General features: G+C 56.7%; 18 protein-coding genes and 1 other RNA gene. 1 reads left to right on the forward strand and 18 read right to left on the reverse strand.

Annotation, left to right across the window (positions count from 1 at the left end; all coding sequences use genetic code 11):
• Positions 1-238 precede the first annotated feature (238 nt).
• Positions 239-1060, forward strand: a complete 822-nt coding sequence (locus ACZ46I_RS09090) for a DUF169 domain-containing protein (RefSeq protein WP_226507687.1) — start codon at positions 239-241, stop codon at positions 1058-1060.
• Between the two features lie 5 nt (positions 1061-1065).
• Here the strand turns inward: ACZ46I_RS09090 and ACZ46I_RS09095 are convergent, their stop codons facing one another.
• The 18 genes from ACZ46I_RS09095 to lpxA all read right to left on the reverse strand — a co-directional run bounded on the left by ACZ46I_RS09095 (position 1066) and on the right by lpxA (position 18150).
• Positions 1066-1464, reverse strand: coding sequence for a hypothetical protein (locus ACZ46I_RS09095; RefSeq protein WP_464280588.1), 399 nt, complete (start codon positions 1462-1464; stop codon positions 1066-1068).
• The gene (locus ACZ46I_RS09100; RefSeq protein WP_013506248.1) at positions 1465-2397 is read right to left on the reverse strand and encodes an NAD(P)/FAD-dependent oxidoreductase; all 933 of its coding nucleotides are present in this window, start codon (positions 2395-2397) and stop codon (positions 1465-1467) included.
• A 570-nt stretch (positions 2398-2967) separates the two neighbouring features.
• Entirely contained in the window at positions 2968-3588 is a 621-nt protein-coding gene (locus ACZ46I_RS09105) for an aminotransferase class IV (RefSeq protein ID WP_464280589.1), read from the reverse strand.
• On the reverse strand, positions 3572-4636 hold the full coding sequence (locus tag ACZ46I_RS09110) for an aminodeoxychorismate synthase component I (protein WP_464280590.1): 1065 nt from the start codon (positions 4634-4636) through the stop codon (positions 3572-3574). The genes ACZ46I_RS09105 and ACZ46I_RS09110 overlap by 17 nt, the downstream gene beginning before the upstream one ends.
• Positions 4623-7268: a DNA polymerase I gene (gene polA, locus ACZ46I_RS09115; protein ID WP_464280591.1), complete on the reverse strand. Its 2646-nt coding sequence runs from the start codon at positions 7266-7268 to the stop codon at positions 4623-4625. Before polA ends, ACZ46I_RS09110 begins: the two co-directional genes overlap by 14 nt.
• Position 7269: 1 nt before the next feature.
• Positions 7270-8712, reverse strand: a complete 1443-nt coding sequence (locus ACZ46I_RS09120) for a peptidylprolyl isomerase (protein ID WP_464280592.1) — start codon at positions 8710-8712, stop codon at positions 7270-7272.
• A 64-nt stretch (positions 8713-8776) separates the two neighbouring features.
• Positions 8777-9718, reverse strand: a complete 942-nt coding sequence (locus ACZ46I_RS09125; protein WP_226507682.1) for a calcium/sodium antiporter — start codon at positions 9716-9718, stop codon at positions 8777-8779.
• On the reverse strand, positions 9715-10488 hold the full coding sequence (locus ACZ46I_RS09130) for a dihydroorotate dehydrogenase electron transfer subunit (RefSeq protein ID WP_464280593.1): 774 nt from the start codon (positions 10486-10488) through the stop codon (positions 9715-9717). Before ACZ46I_RS09130 ends, ACZ46I_RS09125 begins: the two co-directional genes overlap by 4 nt.
• Before the next feature lie 130 nt (positions 10489-10618).
• Positions 10619-10977, reverse strand: an RNA gene (gene rnpB / locus ACZ46I_RS09135) — RNase P RNA component class A.
• Positions 10978-11033: 56 nt separating this feature from the next.
• A complete protein-coding gene (locus tag ACZ46I_RS09140; RefSeq protein WP_013506240.1) occupies positions 11034-11420 on the reverse strand; it encodes a hypothetical protein in 387 nt (128 codons plus the stop codon).
• Positions 11421-11436: 16 nt separating this feature from the next.
• Positions 11437-12318, reverse strand: a complete 882-nt coding sequence (gene truB, locus ACZ46I_RS09145) for a tRNA pseudouridine(55) synthase TruB (RefSeq protein WP_464280594.1) — start codon at positions 12316-12318, stop codon at positions 11437-11439.
• Positions 12318-13268, reverse strand: coding sequence for a DHH family phosphoesterase (locus tag ACZ46I_RS09150; RefSeq protein WP_013506238.1), 951 nt, complete (start codon positions 13266-13268; stop codon positions 12318-12320). Before ACZ46I_RS09150 ends, truB begins: the two co-directional genes overlap by 1 nt.
• The gene (gene rbfA / locus ACZ46I_RS09155) at positions 13268-13618 is read right to left on the reverse strand and encodes a 30S ribosome-binding factor RbfA (protein ID WP_013506237.1); all 351 of its coding nucleotides are present in this window, start codon (positions 13616-13618) and stop codon (positions 13268-13270) included. Before rbfA ends, ACZ46I_RS09150 begins: the two co-directional genes overlap by 1 nt.
• Entirely contained in the window at positions 13615-15462 is a 1848-nt protein-coding gene (gene dxs, locus ACZ46I_RS09160; RefSeq protein WP_464281851.1) for a 1-deoxy-D-xylulose-5-phosphate synthase, read from the reverse strand. Before dxs ends, rbfA begins: the two co-directional genes overlap by 4 nt.
• The gene (locus ACZ46I_RS09165) at positions 15459-16349 is read right to left on the reverse strand and encodes a polyprenyl synthetase family protein (protein ID WP_464280595.1); all 891 of its coding nucleotides are present in this window, start codon (positions 16347-16349) and stop codon (positions 15459-15461) included. Before ACZ46I_RS09165 ends, dxs begins: the two co-directional genes overlap by 4 nt.
• Positions 16342-16575: an exodeoxyribonuclease VII small subunit gene (gene xseB / locus ACZ46I_RS09170; protein ID WP_013506234.1), complete on the reverse strand. Its 234-nt coding sequence runs from the start codon at positions 16573-16575 to the stop codon at positions 16342-16344. The genes ACZ46I_RS09165 and xseB overlap by 8 nt, the downstream gene beginning before the upstream one ends.
• A 1-nt stretch (position 16576) precedes the next feature.
• Positions 16577-17377: an LpxI family protein gene (locus ACZ46I_RS09175; protein ID WP_464280596.1), complete on the reverse strand. Its 801-nt coding sequence runs from the start codon at positions 17375-17377 to the stop codon at positions 16577-16579.
• A complete protein-coding gene (lpxA, locus tag ACZ46I_RS09180) occupies positions 17359-18150 on the reverse strand; it encodes an acyl-ACP--UDP-N-acetylglucosamine O-acyltransferase (protein WP_464280597.1) in 792 nt (263 codons plus the stop codon). Before lpxA ends, ACZ46I_RS09175 begins: the two co-directional genes overlap by 19 nt.
• Between the last annotated feature and the right edge of the window lies 1 nt (position 18151).

Raw genomic sequence — 18151 nt, forward strand, 5'->3', positions numbered from 1 at the left:
CCTTTTCATAATAAGAAAGAACGAGGCTCCACCGGAAGTCGGAAACCGGTGGCTGCTGCATGTGATTATACGCACGCCCCTTTTGCCTTGTAAACCGCAAAACTTGGAGTGTCGCTTTTTGGGATTGGAAGAGCGCTGCCGCAGTCCTTGAGGAACCGTCTTACCGGGCAGAGGGGAATTTCCATTTCCCTTCGGGTGTGGCACAATCGGCAGGAATTTCACAGCAGGGGAGGCAGACATGCACAGTAAAATTCGAGAGTACCTGAAACTGGAAACGCAGCCCGTGGCCACCCTGTGGCTCGACCGCGCTCCTGAAGAGCGACTGCAGTTTGAAAAGGGGCGCCGGGGTTGCATCCTTTCGTTGATTGCCGCCAGTGCCAAGGGACGGGTGAGCGCGCTTGATCACGAAAGTTTTGGTTGTCCAGGCGGCGGTGTGGGCATGGGGTATGGCAACCAGTATGAAAATTTCCCCGGCGGCATAGACTGTTTCGCGCGCTTTCTCTCTAGCGGCAACAAGGGGTATCCCAAGGGAGAAGCTGTGGCCAGTGCCCTTGAGGGTAAGGCTCCGCAGCACTTTATCCATGAGTATCTGAATGGTGAAGGGTATATCAAGACGCCGGAACTGGTGGAAGACTTCATGGGGCGACTGGGATTCATGGATATCGGCAAGGTGACGGTTTTCAAACCCCTGGACAGGGTAGAACCCGGTGAAGAGCCTGTTGTGGTTACGATTTTCTGTAATGCCGATCAGCTTTCCGCGCTGGTGGTGCTGTGCAACTCCTTCCAGGAGGGCATAGACAATGTCATGTCTCCCTTTGGTGCCGGTTGCCAGTCCATGGGACTGCTGGCGTATCATCAGCTGGCTGCGGAACGGCCCAAGGCGATTATCGGGCTCTTTGACATCACTGCCCGCAATACGCTTAAGGGGAGTCTTGGGGAGAACCTGCTGAGCTTCAGTGTTCCTTACTCGCTCTTTGTGCGCATGGAAGAGGAGGCCGATGGGAGTTTTCTCGCCCGGAAGCCCTGGCAGAAACTGACGGGATCTGTCTCAGCGGGATAGGAGCTTCAGCACAGGCCGGCCCACTGGGCGAAATTTTCCGTGTCGTGGTGGAGATGGCCCTGGAACTGGTGCAGCACAATGCGATAGAGAGAGCCCATTTCCAGGCCGTCGGCGGGGGTAATGCGCGTGTGGAGTGTGGATTGCTCCCCACAGGGTTCAAGGGTGTACTCCACCAGAAAGCGAACCCCCATGAAGGTGTAGGTGGCATGGACACCCAGGTGGATCGGGTCGGGATCCCAGGTGAAGGGGATTTCGCCCATCAGGCTCAGGCCTGCATAGGCGTTGGCTCCCCGGCTCCCCACATCCTCCATCAGGCTCGACCACTCCGGAATCAGCAAAGGATCCCGGAGGAAGTCAAAGGCATCGGCGGCACAGAGAGCCAGGGGTTGCTGCCAGTTTCGCACCTATTTCTGACCCTGCTTGATGAGGTACTCGGAGACCTTCATGGCCGCCTTGGCCCCTTCGCCAGCAGCGATGATCACCTGCTTGAACTTGACATCCGTAACATCGCCGGCGGCAAAGACACCGGGAATGTTGGTTTCGTTATAGGTGGAGATGACAATCTCACCGTTGTCATTGGTCTGCAGGAGATTTTTCAGGCCATCGGCGTTGGGCGCGCGGCCGATTTCCACAAAGATGCCGTCAGTGGTCAGTTCCTGTTCCACGGAACTGTTGCGGTCGCGGATACGCAGACCCGTCACATACTCATCGCCCAGGATCTCCACTGGGATAGTGTTTTCGTAGATATCCACGCTGACTTCCTTGAGGCGATCCATGAGAATGGGCTCGGCCCTGAGCTGGCTGCGCACGATAAGCTGCACTTTCGAGGCGATTTTCACCATCTCCAGGGCTGCTTCCACCCCGGAAGTGCCGCCACCGATAATGGTGACGATCTTGTTGCGGTAGAGGGGGCCGTCGCAGGTGGTGCAGTAGGTCAGCCCTTTGCCGTTGAACTTTTCTTCATTCTTGACCCCGACGGTCTTGGGTTTGGCGCCAGTGGCGATAATGGCTGAACGCCCCTGAAACTCGCGACCCTCTGCCGTGATGAACTTCTTGGTCGTGCCGTGATCCTCAATGGCCACGACCTCCTGCATGAGCTCAATTTCCACATTGGAGTATTTGCGCACATGCTCCTCAAACTTCATGGCCATTTCCCAGCCGGTGGAGTAGGGTATGCCCAGGTAGTTCTCCACGTCAAAGGTCTTGGTGAGCTGTCCACCGGAATCATAGGCCACGATCAGGGTTGAAAGATTCTTGCGGGCCGTATAGATGGCAGCACTTTCACCTGCGGGGCCAAGTCCTGCAATAATAACGTCATACACCTTTTCTCCACTCATGGGTCGCACCTCTATATATTGGTAATTATTCTCGTTTATCATTGAGCTTCTGGAAAATCAAGGGGTAAGTTTACTATTTGAACTCCTGTTCGTTCGCAGGTTGCTATAATATAATGCTGTTCAGTTTTCGTACATCCGAAACGGCAGATTGTCGACACCGACACTGATACCATGCTGGAATAGAGAAAATGGTTCTGCACAGACTGCGTCGCTTGACATTATCCTCACCATATATACGAGTTTCTTTTGCCACTTTTGGGTCGCCAAAAGTGGCGCAAAAGCGACCCCCAGTGCTGTCCTTTTCAGCCGCCCGCTTGCCTGGAACTGGGGACCGCAAACAACCGCCCTCCATGGCTTTTGGTTTGCGGTTGCCGCCGTCGTGGCGGCAACCCTGTGGGTCCATCGCGTTCCAGTCGGCGCGTTCTGGCTGGGCCAGCACACGGGGGAGAGACAGAAACAGTCCGTTCCCCCATGGCAACATCAGCACAAGAATGCCTGAAACCAGGACGACAGGATGCGAAGCATCAGTTATATGAAGCAGGAGGTATTCGAGGTACAGAGTACCATGTTTCACTTCAGACGCAATCGGTGATTCAACTCCCCATGGCAGATATGCCAGTCGACCAGTTCCTGAAAGCCCACCATGGCATTGAGCACAGCCAGGCCCGTTGCCTGTTGCAGGTCGCCTGGTCTGAGGTCAGCGGGGAAAAGCAGTCCACATGTCAGCATTCGTTCCCGCGTGGTGCCATGCAGAAGGGGGCGACGGGGAGTCAGCCAGCGTCCATGGATGCGCAGGGCGATATTGGCTATGGACGTATCACTGAGCAGGCCGTCGCGGACCAGAAGAATTTCATCGGCAGCGGGGTGCTCTGCGCGCAGCTGCTCAATGGAGTGGCGATCGGCAAACTTCCATGGGTAGTCGATGGACGAGCCATCGACCAGGCCCAGGCGGTGAATCTGACGCGGTTGAAAGGGCAGGAATTCCAGGGAGTGCAGTCCGTGCCGGTGATAGAGGATACGGCAGCGCAAAATGCCTTTGTGTTGTGGACACTCCGTCAGGAGGGCGTGCAGATCTATGGGTACACGCTGGCCCCAGAGCGCCTGCGAGCTGAGAGTAACCCGGCGCTGGTGCCACTGGAGGTGCTGAGGCGCGCCATTTTCGATGCGGATGGTCTCAAGTAACAGGGACATAGACTTTTCTGCACATTTCCGTGTACTCATCCACAAGGTCGCTCTCTGCCGTCAGGCCACCGCCACTCTTGAAGACCAGTCCACTGGGAGTGCGCTCCAGAAAGCGAATGAGCACGGCACTGTCAACACTGCTGCCGTCAAAGTAGCCGAAGACTCCGGTGAAGTAGCCACGCTCATGGAGCTCAACGGCCTTGATGATCTCCATGGTTTTCAGCTTGGGCGTTCCACTGACGGAACCGGCAGGTAGCATGTTGCAGAGAATATCCCCCAGCTGATCGGGCCAGGAGGCGGGCAGGTCGCCGCAAATATGGGAGCTGGTCTGCAGCAGCCTTCCCCGGCCACTGGAGATGCTTTCCAGGTAACGGAAGCGTTCAACACGCACTCTGCGAGCCACACAGGAAAGGTCGTTGCGCAGGAGATCCACGATCATCGTGTGCTCGCTGATCTCCTTGGGGTTGGCGAGAAGCGCCGCCGCCGCACCGGGGATCGTCGCATCGGCGGTTCCCTTCATGGGGAAGGTCTCTATGGTCGTATCCTGAATGCGGACAAATCGCTCGGGGGAAAAGCAGGTGAACTCGTCCTGCAGGTACAGGCGAAAGGGCGCCTGGGCGCGGTGGAAAATCTGCTCGAGACTCCAGTCGCAGGCTACCGGTGTGGAGGCCGTCAAATTGAGCAGGTAGGTGTCACCGGCAGCCATATGCTCTTGCACGGTTCTGAAGGCCCGAGCGTAGTGGGCAAGCTCCATGGGAGCCGCTGACCACTGTCGTACCCCTTGAGGCAAGGGGTGGTGGTCGGTGCGCGTATGACGGAAGCCGGGTAAGACAAACTGAACCCGCTCATCCATGGCTGCCAGAGGGCACAGAAGGTGGCGGGAAAAGTCAAAGGAGATCAGGAAAAAACAGGGTATACGCTGCTGCCCCAGGGCGTTGAGCTTCAGGCGGACCTGCTCGCGTCCCTGCTGGCAGAGGGTATGGGGCGGGGGAGTCTGGGGCGATGCCGGTGCTGATACCGGCCTGTGTGCTGGCGTCCTGATGTCAGTGCACGTCATTCCAGTTATTCCCGCTGCTGACCGTGACCGTAAGCTTCACCTTCAGCTGGGCCGCGGACTCCATCTGCTCCTGTAAAAAAGCGCTGAAAGGTTCCGCCTGCTCAAAGGGCACCTCGAAGAGCAATTCATCGTGGATCTGCAGCAGCATACGGGCCTGATAGGGGGCGAGCTGCTGGTGAATGCGGTTCATGGCGATTTTAATGATATCAGCGGAGGTTCCCTGAATGGGCATGTTCACGGCATTGCGCTCTGCTGCCTCGCGGATGTTGCGGTTGCGGCTGTTGATGTCGGGCAGATAGCGGCGGCGTCCGTACAGCGTCTGGGCGTATCCGTGCTCTCTGGCAAAGGCGATCTGATGGTCAATGTAGGCCTTCACTCCGGGATAGCGCAGGAAATAACTGTCTATGAGCGCCTGGCCTTCCTTGGGAGTCATGCCCAGGTCACGGCTGAGTTTGAAGGCGGAGATGCCATAGAGAATGCCGAAGTTGACTGCCTTGGCCATGCGGCGGTAGTTGGGTTCACTGGAGCCGAAAATGGCATCGGCGGTCTGGGCGTGAATATCCTTCTCTTCGGCGAAGCTTTTCAGCATCGACTCGTCACCGCTCAGGTGCGCGGCAATGCGCAGTTCAATCTGAGAATAATCCGCTGCCACGAAGCAGAAACCAGGTGCCGGGACAAAAGCCTTGCGCACCTCGCGCCCCTCTTCGGTGCGAATGGGGATGTTCTGCAGGTTGGGATCGGAACTGGAGAGACGCCCTGTGTTGGCGACTGTCTGATTGAAGCTGGTGTGGATACGCCCTGTCCAGGGATTGATAAGTTCTGAAAGCGCGTTGACATAGGTGGAAAGCAGTTTGGACACCATACGGTACTGGGTCAGGACATTGGCAATTTCATACTGCGGAGCCAGGGCCTCCAGGACCGAGACATCGGTGGAGTAGCCGGTTTTCGTCTTCTTTACCGGGGGAATGCCCATCTTCTCGAAGAGCAGGGTTGCCAGCTGCTTGGGCGAATTGATGTTGAAGGCTTCGCCTGCCAGCTCGTATATCTTTTCTTCAAGCTCATGAAGGCGTCGGGTAAAGGATTCGTGAAGATTGCCCAGCATTTCACGATCCACGGCGATGCCCAGCATTTCCATATGGCAGAGCACCCGCACCAGGGGCATTTCTATGGCGTGGAACAGCTCGTGGTACTCCTGCTCTATGCGGGGGGCGAAGAGGTTGTACAGGGCGAGGGTTATGGCGGCGTCTTCGCCGGCGTAGCGGGCGGCGGTGGGGATATCCACATCGCGGAAGGTGGAGCCCTTGGGTACCACATCCTTGAAGGCAATCATCTCGTGGGAGAGGAATTCAACGGCCAGCTGATCCAGTCCATGGGATCGGCGATTGGCATCCAGCAGATACGAGGCGATCATGGTATCAAACAGGCGTGGCTGTGGCAGCGCCATGTCGTGACGCTGCAGGACGATCAGGTCGTATTTGATATTCTGACCGACGAGCAGGAGGTCACTTCGGTCAAGGGCAGTTATCAGCTTCTGTACATCGGCAGTGGGCATGTTGCGGTGGATATCGGTGTGGGCATGGTCGACGGGTACATACCACGCCTGTTCGCCGATGGCGATGCTGATGCCGACCAGGTCTGCTTCGACAGCATGTTCTGAAGTGGTTTCCGTATCAATGGCGATGACGGCAGCGGTGGCGGCTTCATGGAGAAGCTCTGCAAAAGCTTCCGCAGTATCGGCGATACGCACATCAATATCTGTGGCAACGGCGGCGGCAGGGGGGGCGTCAACCTGGTAGTTCAGTTTGTCCCGCAGACCCTGAAAACCGAGTTCGCTGTAGATTTCGTAGAGCTCCGGGACATTGGGGACGCCGGGGCGGAAATCGCGGTCATCAAGCGGAACGCTGGTGTGCAGTTCAAGCAGCCGGCGAGAGAGAAAGGCGTCGTCACGGAACTCCTGCAGGCGTTTACCGACCGCGCCGCTGATCTCATCCACATGGGCGTAGATATCATCAAGGGTACCGTACTGTTCAAGGAGCTTCTGGGCAGATTTGGGACCAATGCCCTTGACGCCGGGGATATTGTCTGAGGCGTCGCCTACCAGGGCCAGGTAGTCGATGACCTGGGCTGGAGTGACGCCCATTTTGTCGTGAAAGGCGGCGGCGTCCAGGATGCGTTCCTTGGAGGTATCGTACAGGAAAACTCCCGGCTTGGTCAGGAGCTGCCCCAGATCCTTGTCGGAGGTGGCAATGTAGACTTCCCGGTAGCCGGCGTCCTGAGCCTGACAGGTGATGGTGCCGATGACGTCGTCCGCTTCAAAGTCTTCAATACAGAGGCGTTTCAGGCCCTGAGCCTCCACCAGGCGGTGAATCCAGGGGATCTGGGCGATGAGATCCTCGGGCGCCTTCTGGCGCTGCGCTTTGTACTGGGGGTAGGATTCGTGACGGAAGGTGGGTCCGGGCGCATCAAAAACTACCACAATGCCATCGGGTTCGATGGCATTGTGGCACTTTTCCAGAATATTGCGAAACCCGTAGATCGCGTTGGTGGGAAGGCCTGCTCGGTTGCTCAGGCCGCGGATTGCATAAAATGCCTTGTAGATAAAAGAGTTGCCGTCAACCAGCAGCAGCTTCATATCAGTCCACGAACAGGGATTGATTCACGTTGATGGTAGCACGGCTGCGGGCCTCAACAATCCAGTCCGAAAGCATTTCGTTGCGGCGTCGCTCACGCACTTCTTCCATGAGCAGAGGGCGCAGGGATTCAAAGAGCTCCATATCGGGCGTTTCTTTTTCTGTTACCTGCAGGAAGAAGGGGATATTGATGATCTCCGCAGGGCCTGCAGTCTGTCCAACCTCTGTCAAAAAGGCAAGGTACATGACATCTTCGTTGAAACCGGGCCCGCCATTGGTGTCCATGTAGGAGATCAGGTCAGTACTTTCGGGCTGGGCATTCACCTCGGCGGCTATGGCGAAGAGCTCCATGCCACGGAAGGATTCAGCCTTTTCCATGGCGATTACGTAGGACTGGTGCTGGATGTAGTCGGCCAGCACCTGATCCTGGATCTCTTCATAGGGAACCACCATGGGCGGAATATCCTGTTCCTTCTTCACGAGGTAGAGCTTGTCCTGCCCGCGTATGACATTGGTGTAGCGTCCCTGGGGCATCAGGAACGCCTCGCGTATCAGGCGGGTCTCACGCAGAAGGTCTTCGGGGATGGAGTTCTGGTCGAAGATATACGAGGTGACAAATTCCACCTCCATCTCTTCGGCAGTAGTGGCGAAATCCTTCTGTTGCTGAACGACGGCTTCGCGCAGGCTTTGCAGCACTTCTGAGGCCGTCTCCTGGGTTGAGCTGTCCTGCGGGTCGTAGGGAACAAAGGCGTAGGATATCTGGATGCTCTTGGGCGTTTCATACTGTTTGGCGTTGGTCTCATGGTAGGCGCGCAGTACCCGCTCATTGGTCTCTACGCTGTCAGCGAACAGCTCGGGGAAGAGGATGATGTAATCAAAGGCCACTCTGCCCTGCTGCCACTGGAATTCCTCCTGCAGATCGTCCTCGGTTATGCGCACTTCGGCAACGATCTGGTTCTGAATTTTTTCAACCAGCAGTGACTCTTTCTGCATTTCCTCGAAAATGGCGGGGGAGAGCTTGTTGGCTTCGAGAACATTGCGATACAGGGTGCGGCTGAATACGCCTTCTTCCTGGAACGCCTCAATGGCGGCAATGCTGTTGAAAAGCTCCTGGTCGGAGACGCGCAGATTGCGACGCTGCGCTTCCTGCAGGAGCAGCGCTTTTGATATGAGGTTGTCAATGACGATTTCGCGGATCTGGCGATTGATTTCCGCGTCACCCTGATTGCCGAAAAGGGCACTGATATTCTGGTGAACCTGATTGTAAGTGCGGTTGAACTCATTGGGGCCGATTTCAATGTCGTTGACCTTTATGACGTACCCACGGGAGCGCTGGTCACCACTCTGAATGCCCCAGACCACGAAAATTGAGCCGACAAAGGTGGCGATGACAAACCAGAGGAGAATCTTGACGGGAGCGCTGACGTTACGAAACTTGTGGATCATCTATATACCTCATGGTGAAATTTCTGATTCAGGACGATGGCCGTTCATGCTGTCCCGGAAGTTTTTAGCGGGTGAAAATATAATACATATACCACACATATGCCACAAGAAACAGCAGGCCCTCAATCCGTCCCAGTGCCTGCTTCTTGCGGGCGATGGGGTAGAGGACCGCGGTTATGAGCAGCATAAAGGGGATATCGAACTGGATCAGCGTGTGTTCAACGCTGATGGGGGCAAACAGGGCGATGAATCCACAGACGAAAAGAATGTTAAAAATATTGCTGCCGAGAATGTTCCCGATACTGATGTCCGCACGCTGTTTCATAGAGGCGATGATACTGGTTACCAGTTCTGGCAGGCTGGTGCCGACGGCGATGATGGTGATGCCGATGACCAGCTCGCTTACCCCAAGAAACCTTGCGATCTCTATGCCGTAGATGACCATGAATCTCGCGCCCAGCAGCAGTCCGATGCCGCCGGCCACGATGAGGCCCACATGTTTCCATGAGCCCGAGCCGCGCAGTATGTGTTCCGTTTCCACATCATCACTGACCGTGCGTCCCGAGCGCAGACAGTAGACGAGAAATGCTATCAGGGCGCAGAGCATGATGATGCCATCAAGGCGAGTGATGGTGCCATCCAGGCACATGAGGAAGAAGACCACGCTGGTGACCAGTACGATGGGAAGCTCAATGCGGGTAATGGAGCCATCCATGCGCACCGGACTGATGAGGGCACACAGGGCCAGCACCAGAGCGATATTGGCGATATTGCTGCCGACGATGTTGCCGATGGCTATATCGCTTGAGCCTTGAAGTAAACCGGTGAAGCTGACCAGAAACTCAGGCAGACTGGTTCCCAGCGCCACGATGGTCAGGCCGATCACCAGTGGCCGTATGCCACGGGTCAGGGCGAGGGCTACGGAGCCGCGAACCAGGAACTCTGCTCCAAAGTAGAGAATGACAATGCCCAGGGAAAACAGAAGGGCGGGAAGGAGGAGTGTCATGGTTTCGCTTGTCCGCACTCCAGCTGCGCGGCAGAGAAGACAGGCCCCTCTTTGCAGACAGTTTTGCGCTGCATCTGACCAGAATCATAGGTGTCGGTGACGCATCCCAGACAGACGCCGATGCCACAGGCCATGTGCGTTTCCAGGGAGAGCTGACATGAGGCTGCGCCAGCCTTGAGGGCCAGCGCGCCCACGGCGTTCATCATCACATCGGGACCACAGCAGTAGACGTGCCGGGAAGTGAGATCGCCGCCGATGGCCTGGGTGACAAAACCCTTATGGCCTCGGGTGCCGTCGTCGGTGGTGACGATCAGTGAGTCGCACACGCGATCCAGCTCTTTTTCAAAGAGCAGGTTCTCGGCTGAAGAGGCGCCGATAATGGCGTTGACGGTATTTCCAGCTGATTTGAGGTGTTCAGCCAGCATGAGCAGCGGTGCTATGCCGATCCCGCCTCCGATGAGCAGCGCGTCGCCCGACTGCAGGGTAAAACCATTGCCCAGCGGGCCGAGGATATCTATGGGCTGCCCTTCGCGGAAGGTACTGAGGATGTGGGTACCACGACCGACCACCTTGTAGGCGAATCCCATGACGCCGTCACCGGCAGAGGCGATGGAAAGGGGACGCTTCAGCAGGGGATCATAGCCACTGACACTGGCCTGCAGCATGCAGAATTGTCCCGGGGCTACGGTGAAGTCTTGGGGGATGGCGACTTCCAGCAGGAAATTGGAACCACTGAGGTGTGTGTTGCGGAGAATGGTGAAGGTATGCAAAGGGCACTCCTGATCGGAAAGTTTCCGGAAAAATGATAGGACGAGGATACTGCAGACGGCGAATCCAGACAAGTCCTGAAACAAAAACTCCCGGGCGAAGACGCGCTGTGCGTGTTCCCGCCCGGGAAAGTGATATGGCAGAACTGTAAGCCGGGTTCTGTACCCCCCACAGGGGGGTGATAGTCATTTCTCTAGGCTGTCAGTCACCCGACAGCTCAAGCAACCTACCCGAAGGCGAAGCGAGCCACTCCATCTGCCTTCCTATATGGTCTTGCACCGGGTGTGGTTTACCTGGCTTCCCCTGTCACCAGGGGAACCGGTGGTCTCTTACACCACCCTTTCACCCTTACCGGGCCGATGCCCGGCGGTCTGCTCTCTGTTGCACTTGCACTGGGGTTGCCCCCGGTTCGCGTTACGAACCACCCTGCTCTGTGGTGCCCGGACTTTCCTCCCGTGGATTTCTCCACCAGCGACTATCCGTTCTGCCATATCTCCATGAGCATACCAGACACGGGCTGCTCCCGCATCAAGAATCCTCAGGAGTGTCAGCTGCTGACAGGTTCCAGCAGTTCATCGTTTTTGTAGATTTCCACACCCTCCTGGGTGACCTTGCGGTAAAAGCTGCTCTCCAGGTGCGCTTCGGCCACATATTCTTCCAGGGAGAGGATTTTCAGGTCGAGCTTAATCTTCTTATCTACCTGTTCAAGCACTTCCTCCAGTGAGCGTGCCACATCGTTATCCTTCTGGTTCATGATCACCAGCACATTGAGGTCCTTGCGCTTGACGGGTTCGCTTTGTTTAATGGTGCTTCCGTAAATCACCGCATTGGTCACCACTTTTGCAAACTTTGTCTTAACCTGTTTCAGAGCCTTTTCCAGGGCTCGCGTTTCCTCGGCTGTGAGATTGGTTTGCTTCAAAGCTTCGTGCAGCACATTGTACTCCTTATCGTTATATGTTGCGTAATACCCGGTTTTCACGGACATCAATGATGGAAATAACATTTTGTGACTCGTCAAGGATAACAGCCGTTGGATTATCCTGCAAGTCTCCTTTTTGCAAGAGGCTCAATGCTGACATGTCCAATGGTCTGCCCTGCCGCAGATGGGTAATGACAGCGGCATCGGCGGTGTACATATCGTGATCGGCCAGGACGCGGGCTGGCGGGATGCTCCAGTGCTGCCATGGCGTGTCAGGGTCGAAATCCGTGAGGCTGACACACTCCTGGACGCTGATTCCGCAGCAGCGTGTACGCTGCAGCATGCACAGATGGCCGACAGTGCCCAGTCGTCGCGCGATCTCTTCACCCAGGGCGCGGATATAGGTTCCGCCGGAAACATCAACATCGATTTCGATGCCGTCGGGCTTTTCCTGCCACAGGCGCAGCGAGTGGAGTGTCGTGGTACGCGTTGGCATCTCGACCGACTCACCGCGGCGCGCGTACTCATAGGCTTTTTTGCCGCCTATCTTGACTGCCGAATAGGCGGGAACCTGCAGGGTTACGGTACCGGTCAGCTCCCGGCTCAGCTGCTCCAGCAGCTGTGGACTCAGGGTTGGAACTGGCTGCGTCTCCACCACCTGGCCTTCTGTATCCGCAGTTTCAGTGCGGGTTCCCAGGCGCAGGGTGGCCCGGTACTGCTTGTGAGAGTGGCTCAGGTAGGACATGAGCTTGGTGCAGGAACCCGTGACTACAATAAGGACGCCACTGGCGAAGGGATCCAGGGTCCCGCCATGACCGACCTTGGGGAGCTTGAGAAGTTTTTTGATCCGGTGCGTGATATCGTGGCTGGTGGGGCCAACCGGCTTATTGACGGCGAGAATGGCACCTGCCATTAGAGTTTCTCACAGATCTGTTCCATGACGCGGTTCACATCGGTGCACTGAATCTGGAAACCGCCGGCATTGCGGTGACCGCCGCCGCCAAAAGCTTCGCTGATCGCTGAAACATCGATATTGCCCTTGGAGCGAAAGGAGACTTTAAAGGAGTCGGCGGTGTCCTGGCGTACGAAGACCGCAACCTCGACACCGTCAATGGCCCGCAGACTGTTGATGAACCCGTCGGTATCGCTTGCCACCGTGCCCGTCTCCTGAAGATCCGAGAGGGTGAGGTAGCTCCAGGCTATCGCTTTCTTTCTGTCGAAGACCACCCGATCCAGGCAGCGCTTGTACAGCTGCACCTTCTCCCAGGTCATGGACTCGTATATCTCCACGGTGACCTGCCAGGGGTCAATTCCCTTGGCCAGGAGCTTGGCGGCTATCAGATGGCTCTGCACATTGGAGGAAGCGTAGCGGAAGCCTCCCGTATCGGTGAACAGTGCGGTGTAGAGGCACAGAGCCTCGTCAAAGACAAGAGGGCCAAGCTTCTCCAGCAGTTCATAGATGAGGGTTGCCGTGGCGGGTGCTTCACCGATGACGTAGTTATAGTCAGCGTAGCCACGGTTGGTGATATGGTGATCGATGTTGACCGTGGGGACACCCGGGGGGAGTTCAAAGTTACCGAAGCGGTCAACGGTTGAGGTATCCACGATGAACAGAGCATCCACATCTGCGGGGATCTGTTTGCGATAGTTTCTGGCGCCAGGGAGAAAGGCATATTCGCGGGGAATACTGCTTTCGCACAGCACCACCGGATCCTTGCCCATGGCGGTGAACCTATGGTAAAGGGCCAGGGCGCAACCGATGGTGTCTCCATCGGGGTTCACATGGGAGAAAATACCTGGGCGCTGGCAGGAGCTCATCAGGGAGAGGATCTCCTCGCGGTCATCAAAGAGTGTCACCGACATCAGTCCTCCTCTTTGTTTTTGAGCTCATCCAGTATCCTGGCAATGCGCACGCTGTGCTCAGAGCCCTGGTCAAAGATAAAGCGCAGTTTCGGTACGGTCTTCATATGGCGCAGCTGCTGGTTCAGCAGGTGCTGCAGGGAACGGCTGTGCTGGTCAATATAGTCGATGGCCATAGCCACCTGATCCTCACTGCCCAGAACACCGTAGTAGACTTTGGCCATGGAAAGATCCCCCGATGTCTGCACCGAGTTGACATTCACCAGTCCGTAATCCAGCGGAATCTCCTTCTGGATGATCTGAGAAAGCGTTTGCAGGACGAGGCTGTTGACTTTTTCCGTACGTATGCTCATTGAAGTTCCTCGACTTTCTGTTTCAGGGCATCCAGGCTGATGCCACATTTCTGGCGAATGGACTTCTGGTCACCGTGTTCCACAAAAACATCGGGCAGTCCCATCAGGTGGAGATGGGCAGGGAAATTTCCACTGCAGTGGAATTCGGCAATGGCAGAGCCAAAACCGCCCATGGCACTGTTTTCCTCAATGGTAATGACATGGGGATATTCCTGGAGAATTCCCTGCAGGCATGGGCCATCCAGGGGCTTGATGCTGCGACCGTTCACCAGGGTGATATCGTGCTCCTGGCAGAGGTTCAGGGACTCGGTGACCAGGTATCCGGTGGCAATGAGCGCGATGCGTTTTTTCTTTGAGTGGTGGAGAATCTCCCAGGATTCCATGTTGATGGGGGACTCCACTATCGGTACGCCAAAACCATTGCCACGGGCGTAGCGGATGGTTACAGGGCCGTCCAGGGTATTGGCCTGGAGCAGCATGTTGTAGAGTTCATTCTCATCCCTGGGAGAAAAAATCCGCATGTTGGGAATGCAGCGCAGGAAAGAAAGGTCGAAGGAACCGTTGTGTGTCTCGCCGTCGTTACCGACTATGCCAGCGCGATCAATGCAGAAGACTACCGGCAGGTTCTGCAGGCACACATCGTGGATGATCTGGTCATAAGCCCGCTGGAAAAACGTGGAATAGATAAAGACATGGGGCCTCAGGCCTTCCAGGGCGAGTCCGGCCGCAAAGGTTACGGCATGCTGTTCGGCAATACCCACGTCAAAAAAACGCTCAGGATACGCCGTCTTGAAATTCTGAATGCCGGTTCCTTCTGGCATGGCGGCTGTGATGGCGATGGTGCGCTGATCACGCCTGCCCAGCTCGACGATGGCCTGCCCGGCAATGGCCGTGTAGCTGGGAGTCGCAGTGGCGCCGTGAATCACGCCGCTTTCACGGTCAAAGGGGCCGACTCCATGGAATTTCTCGGGGTTGGTTTCCGCCGGCGCGTAGCCGGTGCCTTTTTTGGTGATGACGTGGAGCAGCAGGGGGCCCTCGATGCGCTTAATGTTTTCCAGAAAGGGAATCAGGCTCTCCAGGTCGTGTCCGTCCACGGGTCCGAAGTATTTGATGTTCAGCTCTTCAAAGAGAATTCCCGGAGTCATGAATCCCTTGATACCCTCTTCCACCTTCTTGGCGGCCCGCACCAGCCGCTCGCCCCGTGGCAGAATGTGGAGCATGTTTTCCAGATCCTTGCGGAAGCGGTTATAGACCTGGCCGGTGATGATTTTGGAAAAATAGTTGGAGAGTGCCCCCACGTTTTCGGCAATGCTCATCTCGTTATCATTGAGAATAATGATGAGATCCTTGTCCAGGTGGCCAGCGTGGTTCAGCCCCTCAAAGGCCATGCCGGCCCCGATGGAACCATCGCCGATCACGGCGATGACCTTGCCGGGGATCTGCTGGATATCGCGGCCAACCCGCATGCCCAGGGCGGCGGAAATGGAGGTGCTGGAGTGGCCGACATCCAGGTGGTCATGGGGGCTTTCATGGCGCTTGGGGAAGCCGCTCAGTCCACCGAGCTGGCGAATGGTACCAAACTGTTGGCGGCGTCCGGTCAGGAGCTTGTGGGGATAGCACTGGTGGCCGACATCCCAGATGATCTTGTCGCGGGGAGACTCAAAAACCCGGTGCAGGGCTACTGTGAGCTCGACAATTCCTAGATTGCTTGCCACATGTCCACCGACGCGACTGGTGGTGTCGATGATGGTTTCACGAAGCTCAGCGCACAGCTGTGTCATCTCCTGTCCGTCCAGGGTTTTGACATCCCCGGGTTCTTCTATGCGATCCAGCACTGACATCAGTTCTTCCTTTCGATGATAAAGCGTGCCAGATCCCGGAGCGCCGTAACGGCGGGTGAATCTCCCAGTGGATCAAGGGCGCGGTTGGCTTCATCGATCATTTCTTGCATGGCCTTGCGGGCACCGTTCATGCCCACCAGGGCGGGCCAGGTGGATTTGCGATTCTGCAGGTCACTGCCAACGGGTTTGCCCATCGTCGCCTCATCGCCTTCTATATCGAGGATATCATCGGCGATCTGGAAGGCCAGGCCGATATTATATCCATAGCGGTCAAACAGTTCAATTTGCTCCGCCGTGGCCTGACAGGCAATGGCGGAGCTGACCAGACAGCTGCGGATGATCCTGCCGGTCTTGTTTTCGTGGATATAGCGCATGGTGGGCATGTCGATGGATTTCCCTTCTGACTGGATATCCACGACCTGGCCACCGATCATTCCGGCGGTGCCGCTGGAACTGGCGATCTCTGCAATAACCCTGATGACCAGCTCCGGAGCCAGGGGGAGCTGGCAAAGCACTTCAAAGGCGCGATTGAGCAGGGCATCACCGGCCAGAATAGCCATGGCCTCGCCATAGACACGGTGATTCGTGGGCTTGCCACGGCGCAGGTCGTCATTGTCAAGGGCGGGCAGGTCATCGTGAATCAGGCTATAGGTGTGGATCATCTCTATGGCGCAGGCAATATCCAGGACGCGGGATTCATCCTGGCGCAATGCTCCGGCAGTCAACAGGCAGAGCAGGGGCCGCAGGCGTTTGCCTCCAGCACGCACCGAATAGAGCATGGCTTCGTGGATGGTGGTGAGCAATGGCTCGTCTGAAGGCGACAGAAGCTCTTCCAGGCGCTGATTGATCAGCGGGATGGCGTGTTGAAGGGACTGCTCAAGGCTATTCATGGCGCTCCTCCTGTGCGGTCGTGGTGGTTTCGGGAGCATAGGGGTGCAGTTGCCCATCACGCAGCACCTGGATTTTCCCCCGTGCCTGGGCCAGGTAGTCCTGACACTCCTGCAGGAGCCTGCGCCCCTTTTCATAGAGCTCCATGGAGCTGTCCAGCGTAATGGAATCGGACTCCATCTCCGTGACAATAGCTTCAATGGTCTTGAGCTTCTCTTCAAAGTTCATATCAGATCCCATAGAGTACGAGGTTGTGTTTCCGAGCCAGGGCGATGGACTCTTCGCGCTGAAAGAAGAAGACCTTTTCCGCTTCCATGGCCAGGCAGCGACAGCGTGCCTGAACGGCCCAGGTGACCGTCTCCAGGCCTACCACGGGAACATCAAAGCGCAGATCCTGGCGGGTTCTCTCCACCTTGACAATGGTGGTATCCCTGGCCAGTTCACCAGCGCGCACGATGGTGCGGTCAGTTCCCTCCAGCGCCTCTGCCGCTACCACGGCTTCCCGCAGCACGGCAACTGTCTGGCCGATCTCCTCATCAGCCAGCATCCGCGCGATGCGATAGCCGTACTGAATATCGCGGGCCAGATCCGGTTCTATCTTTCCCCAGATCACGCCCTTGGGAGCCAGAAGCTCTTCGAGGTACTGTGTCTGTGGGAGGATACGGAATCCCTCCTCCTCGAGAAAGTACATGATGACATTCATCATGGAGGCGTCACGGTGATCCTTGAAGCGGCGCAAAAGGCGCATGGCGGTGATATCAGTGAAGATGGTGCGGTAAACCACCTTCTTGTGCACCTTGCCGGCAAAGAGCAGATCCGTGACACCATGATCACGGAAAAACCGGATAATGCGTCCGATCTTCTCAATGGGCAGCTCCATGGAACGGTCGGCCTTGTCTGCCACTTCCATGGTGTTCTCTTCGCGCAGCACAATGGCAAAAGTGCGATAGCCCTTTTTCCGGTACGCGTCTATGGCGAGCCGGGCAAAATCCCCCTGCCCGCAGATGATTCCTACTGACGGTTCCTGCAATGGGCCAATCCTCGTTGTGAGTTACGGTAAAACTGCAGCATTTTTGCCACTGGAGGAGCGCTGGCAGCCAGCTCCTCCAGAGCCGCTTCGCGACTTTCTTTGGTCATGGTGGTGCGGAAGAGGATCCGGAAGGCCTTCTTGGTGGCGCTGATTTCATCGGCACTGAATCCACGGCGCTGCATGCCGATCTTGTTGATGGTGATCACCCGGGCGTGGTTGCCCTGGGCGATGACAAAAGGGGTGATATCCTGCACCACAATGGAGCCGCCGCCGAGCATGGCACCTTCGCCGATGGTGCAGAACTGGTGCACGGCACTCATACCCCCAAGGATAGCATTGTCCTGTACGGTGACGTGACCAGCCAGAATCGCGTTATTGGCGAAGACATTGCCACTGCCGACAACACAGTCGTGGGCCAGGTGGGAGTAGGCCATGAAGAGATTGCGGTTGCCGACGGAAGTCACGCCGCCTCCATGGGTGGTGCCCCGGTTCATGGTCACGAATTCGCGGATGGTGTTGTTGTCGCCGATGATCAGGCGCGTGTCCTCATCGCGTTTGAATTTCAGATCCTGGGGAATCTCACCGATGCTGGCGAAGGAGAAGATCTCATTGTCCCTGCCGATGGTCGTGCCTGAGCGCACGCACACATGGGCGTGGATGACAGTGCCGGCACCAATGGTGACATTGCCGTCTATGATGCAGTAAGGGCCGATGGAGGCGCCGTCTTCAATGGCGGCGTCCGGTGATACAAGAGCCGTAGGGTGGATGGACATC

The sequence above is a fragment of the Desulfurispirillum alkaliphilum genome (assembly GCF_055378285.1).

Bases quoted from the DNA above. Each gene is read 5' to 3' on its own strand.
- ACZ46I_RS09090 (WP_226507687.1), top strand. From the start codon at position 239: ATGCACAGTAAAATTCGAGAGTACCTGAAACTGGAAACGCAGCCCGTG.
- ACZ46I_RS09100 (WP_013506248.1), bottom strand. From the start codon at position 2,397: ATGAGTGGAGAAAAGGTGTATGACGTTATTATTGCAGGACTTGGCCCC.
- ACZ46I_RS09105 (WP_464280589.1), bottom strand. From the start codon at position 3,588: ATGTCCCTGTTACTTGAGACCATCCGCATCGAAAATGGCGCGCCTCAG.
- ACZ46I_RS09110 (WP_464280590.1), bottom strand. From the start codon at position 4,636: ATGACGTGCACTGACATCAGGACGCCAGCACACAGGCCGGTATCAGCA.
- polA (WP_464280591.1), bottom strand. From the start codon at position 7,268: ATGAAGCTGCTGCTGGTTGACGGCAACTCTTTTATCTACAAGGCATTT.
- ACZ46I_RS09120 (WP_464280592.1), bottom strand. From the start codon at position 8,712: ATGATCCACAAGTTTCGTAACGTCAGCGCTCCCGTCAAGATTCTCCTC.
- ACZ46I_RS09125 (WP_226507682.1), bottom strand. From the start codon at position 9,718: ATGACACTCCTCCTTCCCGCCCTTCTGTTTTCCCTGGGCATTGTCATT.
- truB (WP_464280594.1), bottom strand. From the start codon at position 12,318: ATGGCAGGTGCCATTCTCGCCGTCAATAAGCCGGTTGGCCCCACCAGC.
- ACZ46I_RS09150 (WP_013506238.1), bottom strand. From the start codon at position 13,268: ATGTCGGTGACACTCTTTGATGACCGCGAGGAGATCCTCTCCCTGATG.
- rbfA (WP_013506237.1), bottom strand. From the start codon at position 13,618: ATGAGCATACGTACGGAAAAAGTCAACAGCCTCGTCCTGCAAACGCTT.
- ACZ46I_RS09165 (WP_464280595.1), bottom strand. From the start codon at position 16,349: ATGAATAGCCTTGAGCAGTCCCTTCAACACGCCATCCCGCTGATCAAT.
- xseB (WP_013506234.1), bottom strand. From the start codon at position 16,575: ATGAACTTTGAAGAGAAGCTCAAGACCATTGAAGCTATTGTCACGGAG.
- lpxA (WP_464280597.1), bottom strand. From the start codon at position 18,150: ATGTCCATCCACCCTACGGCTCTTGTATCACCGGACGCCGCCATTGAA.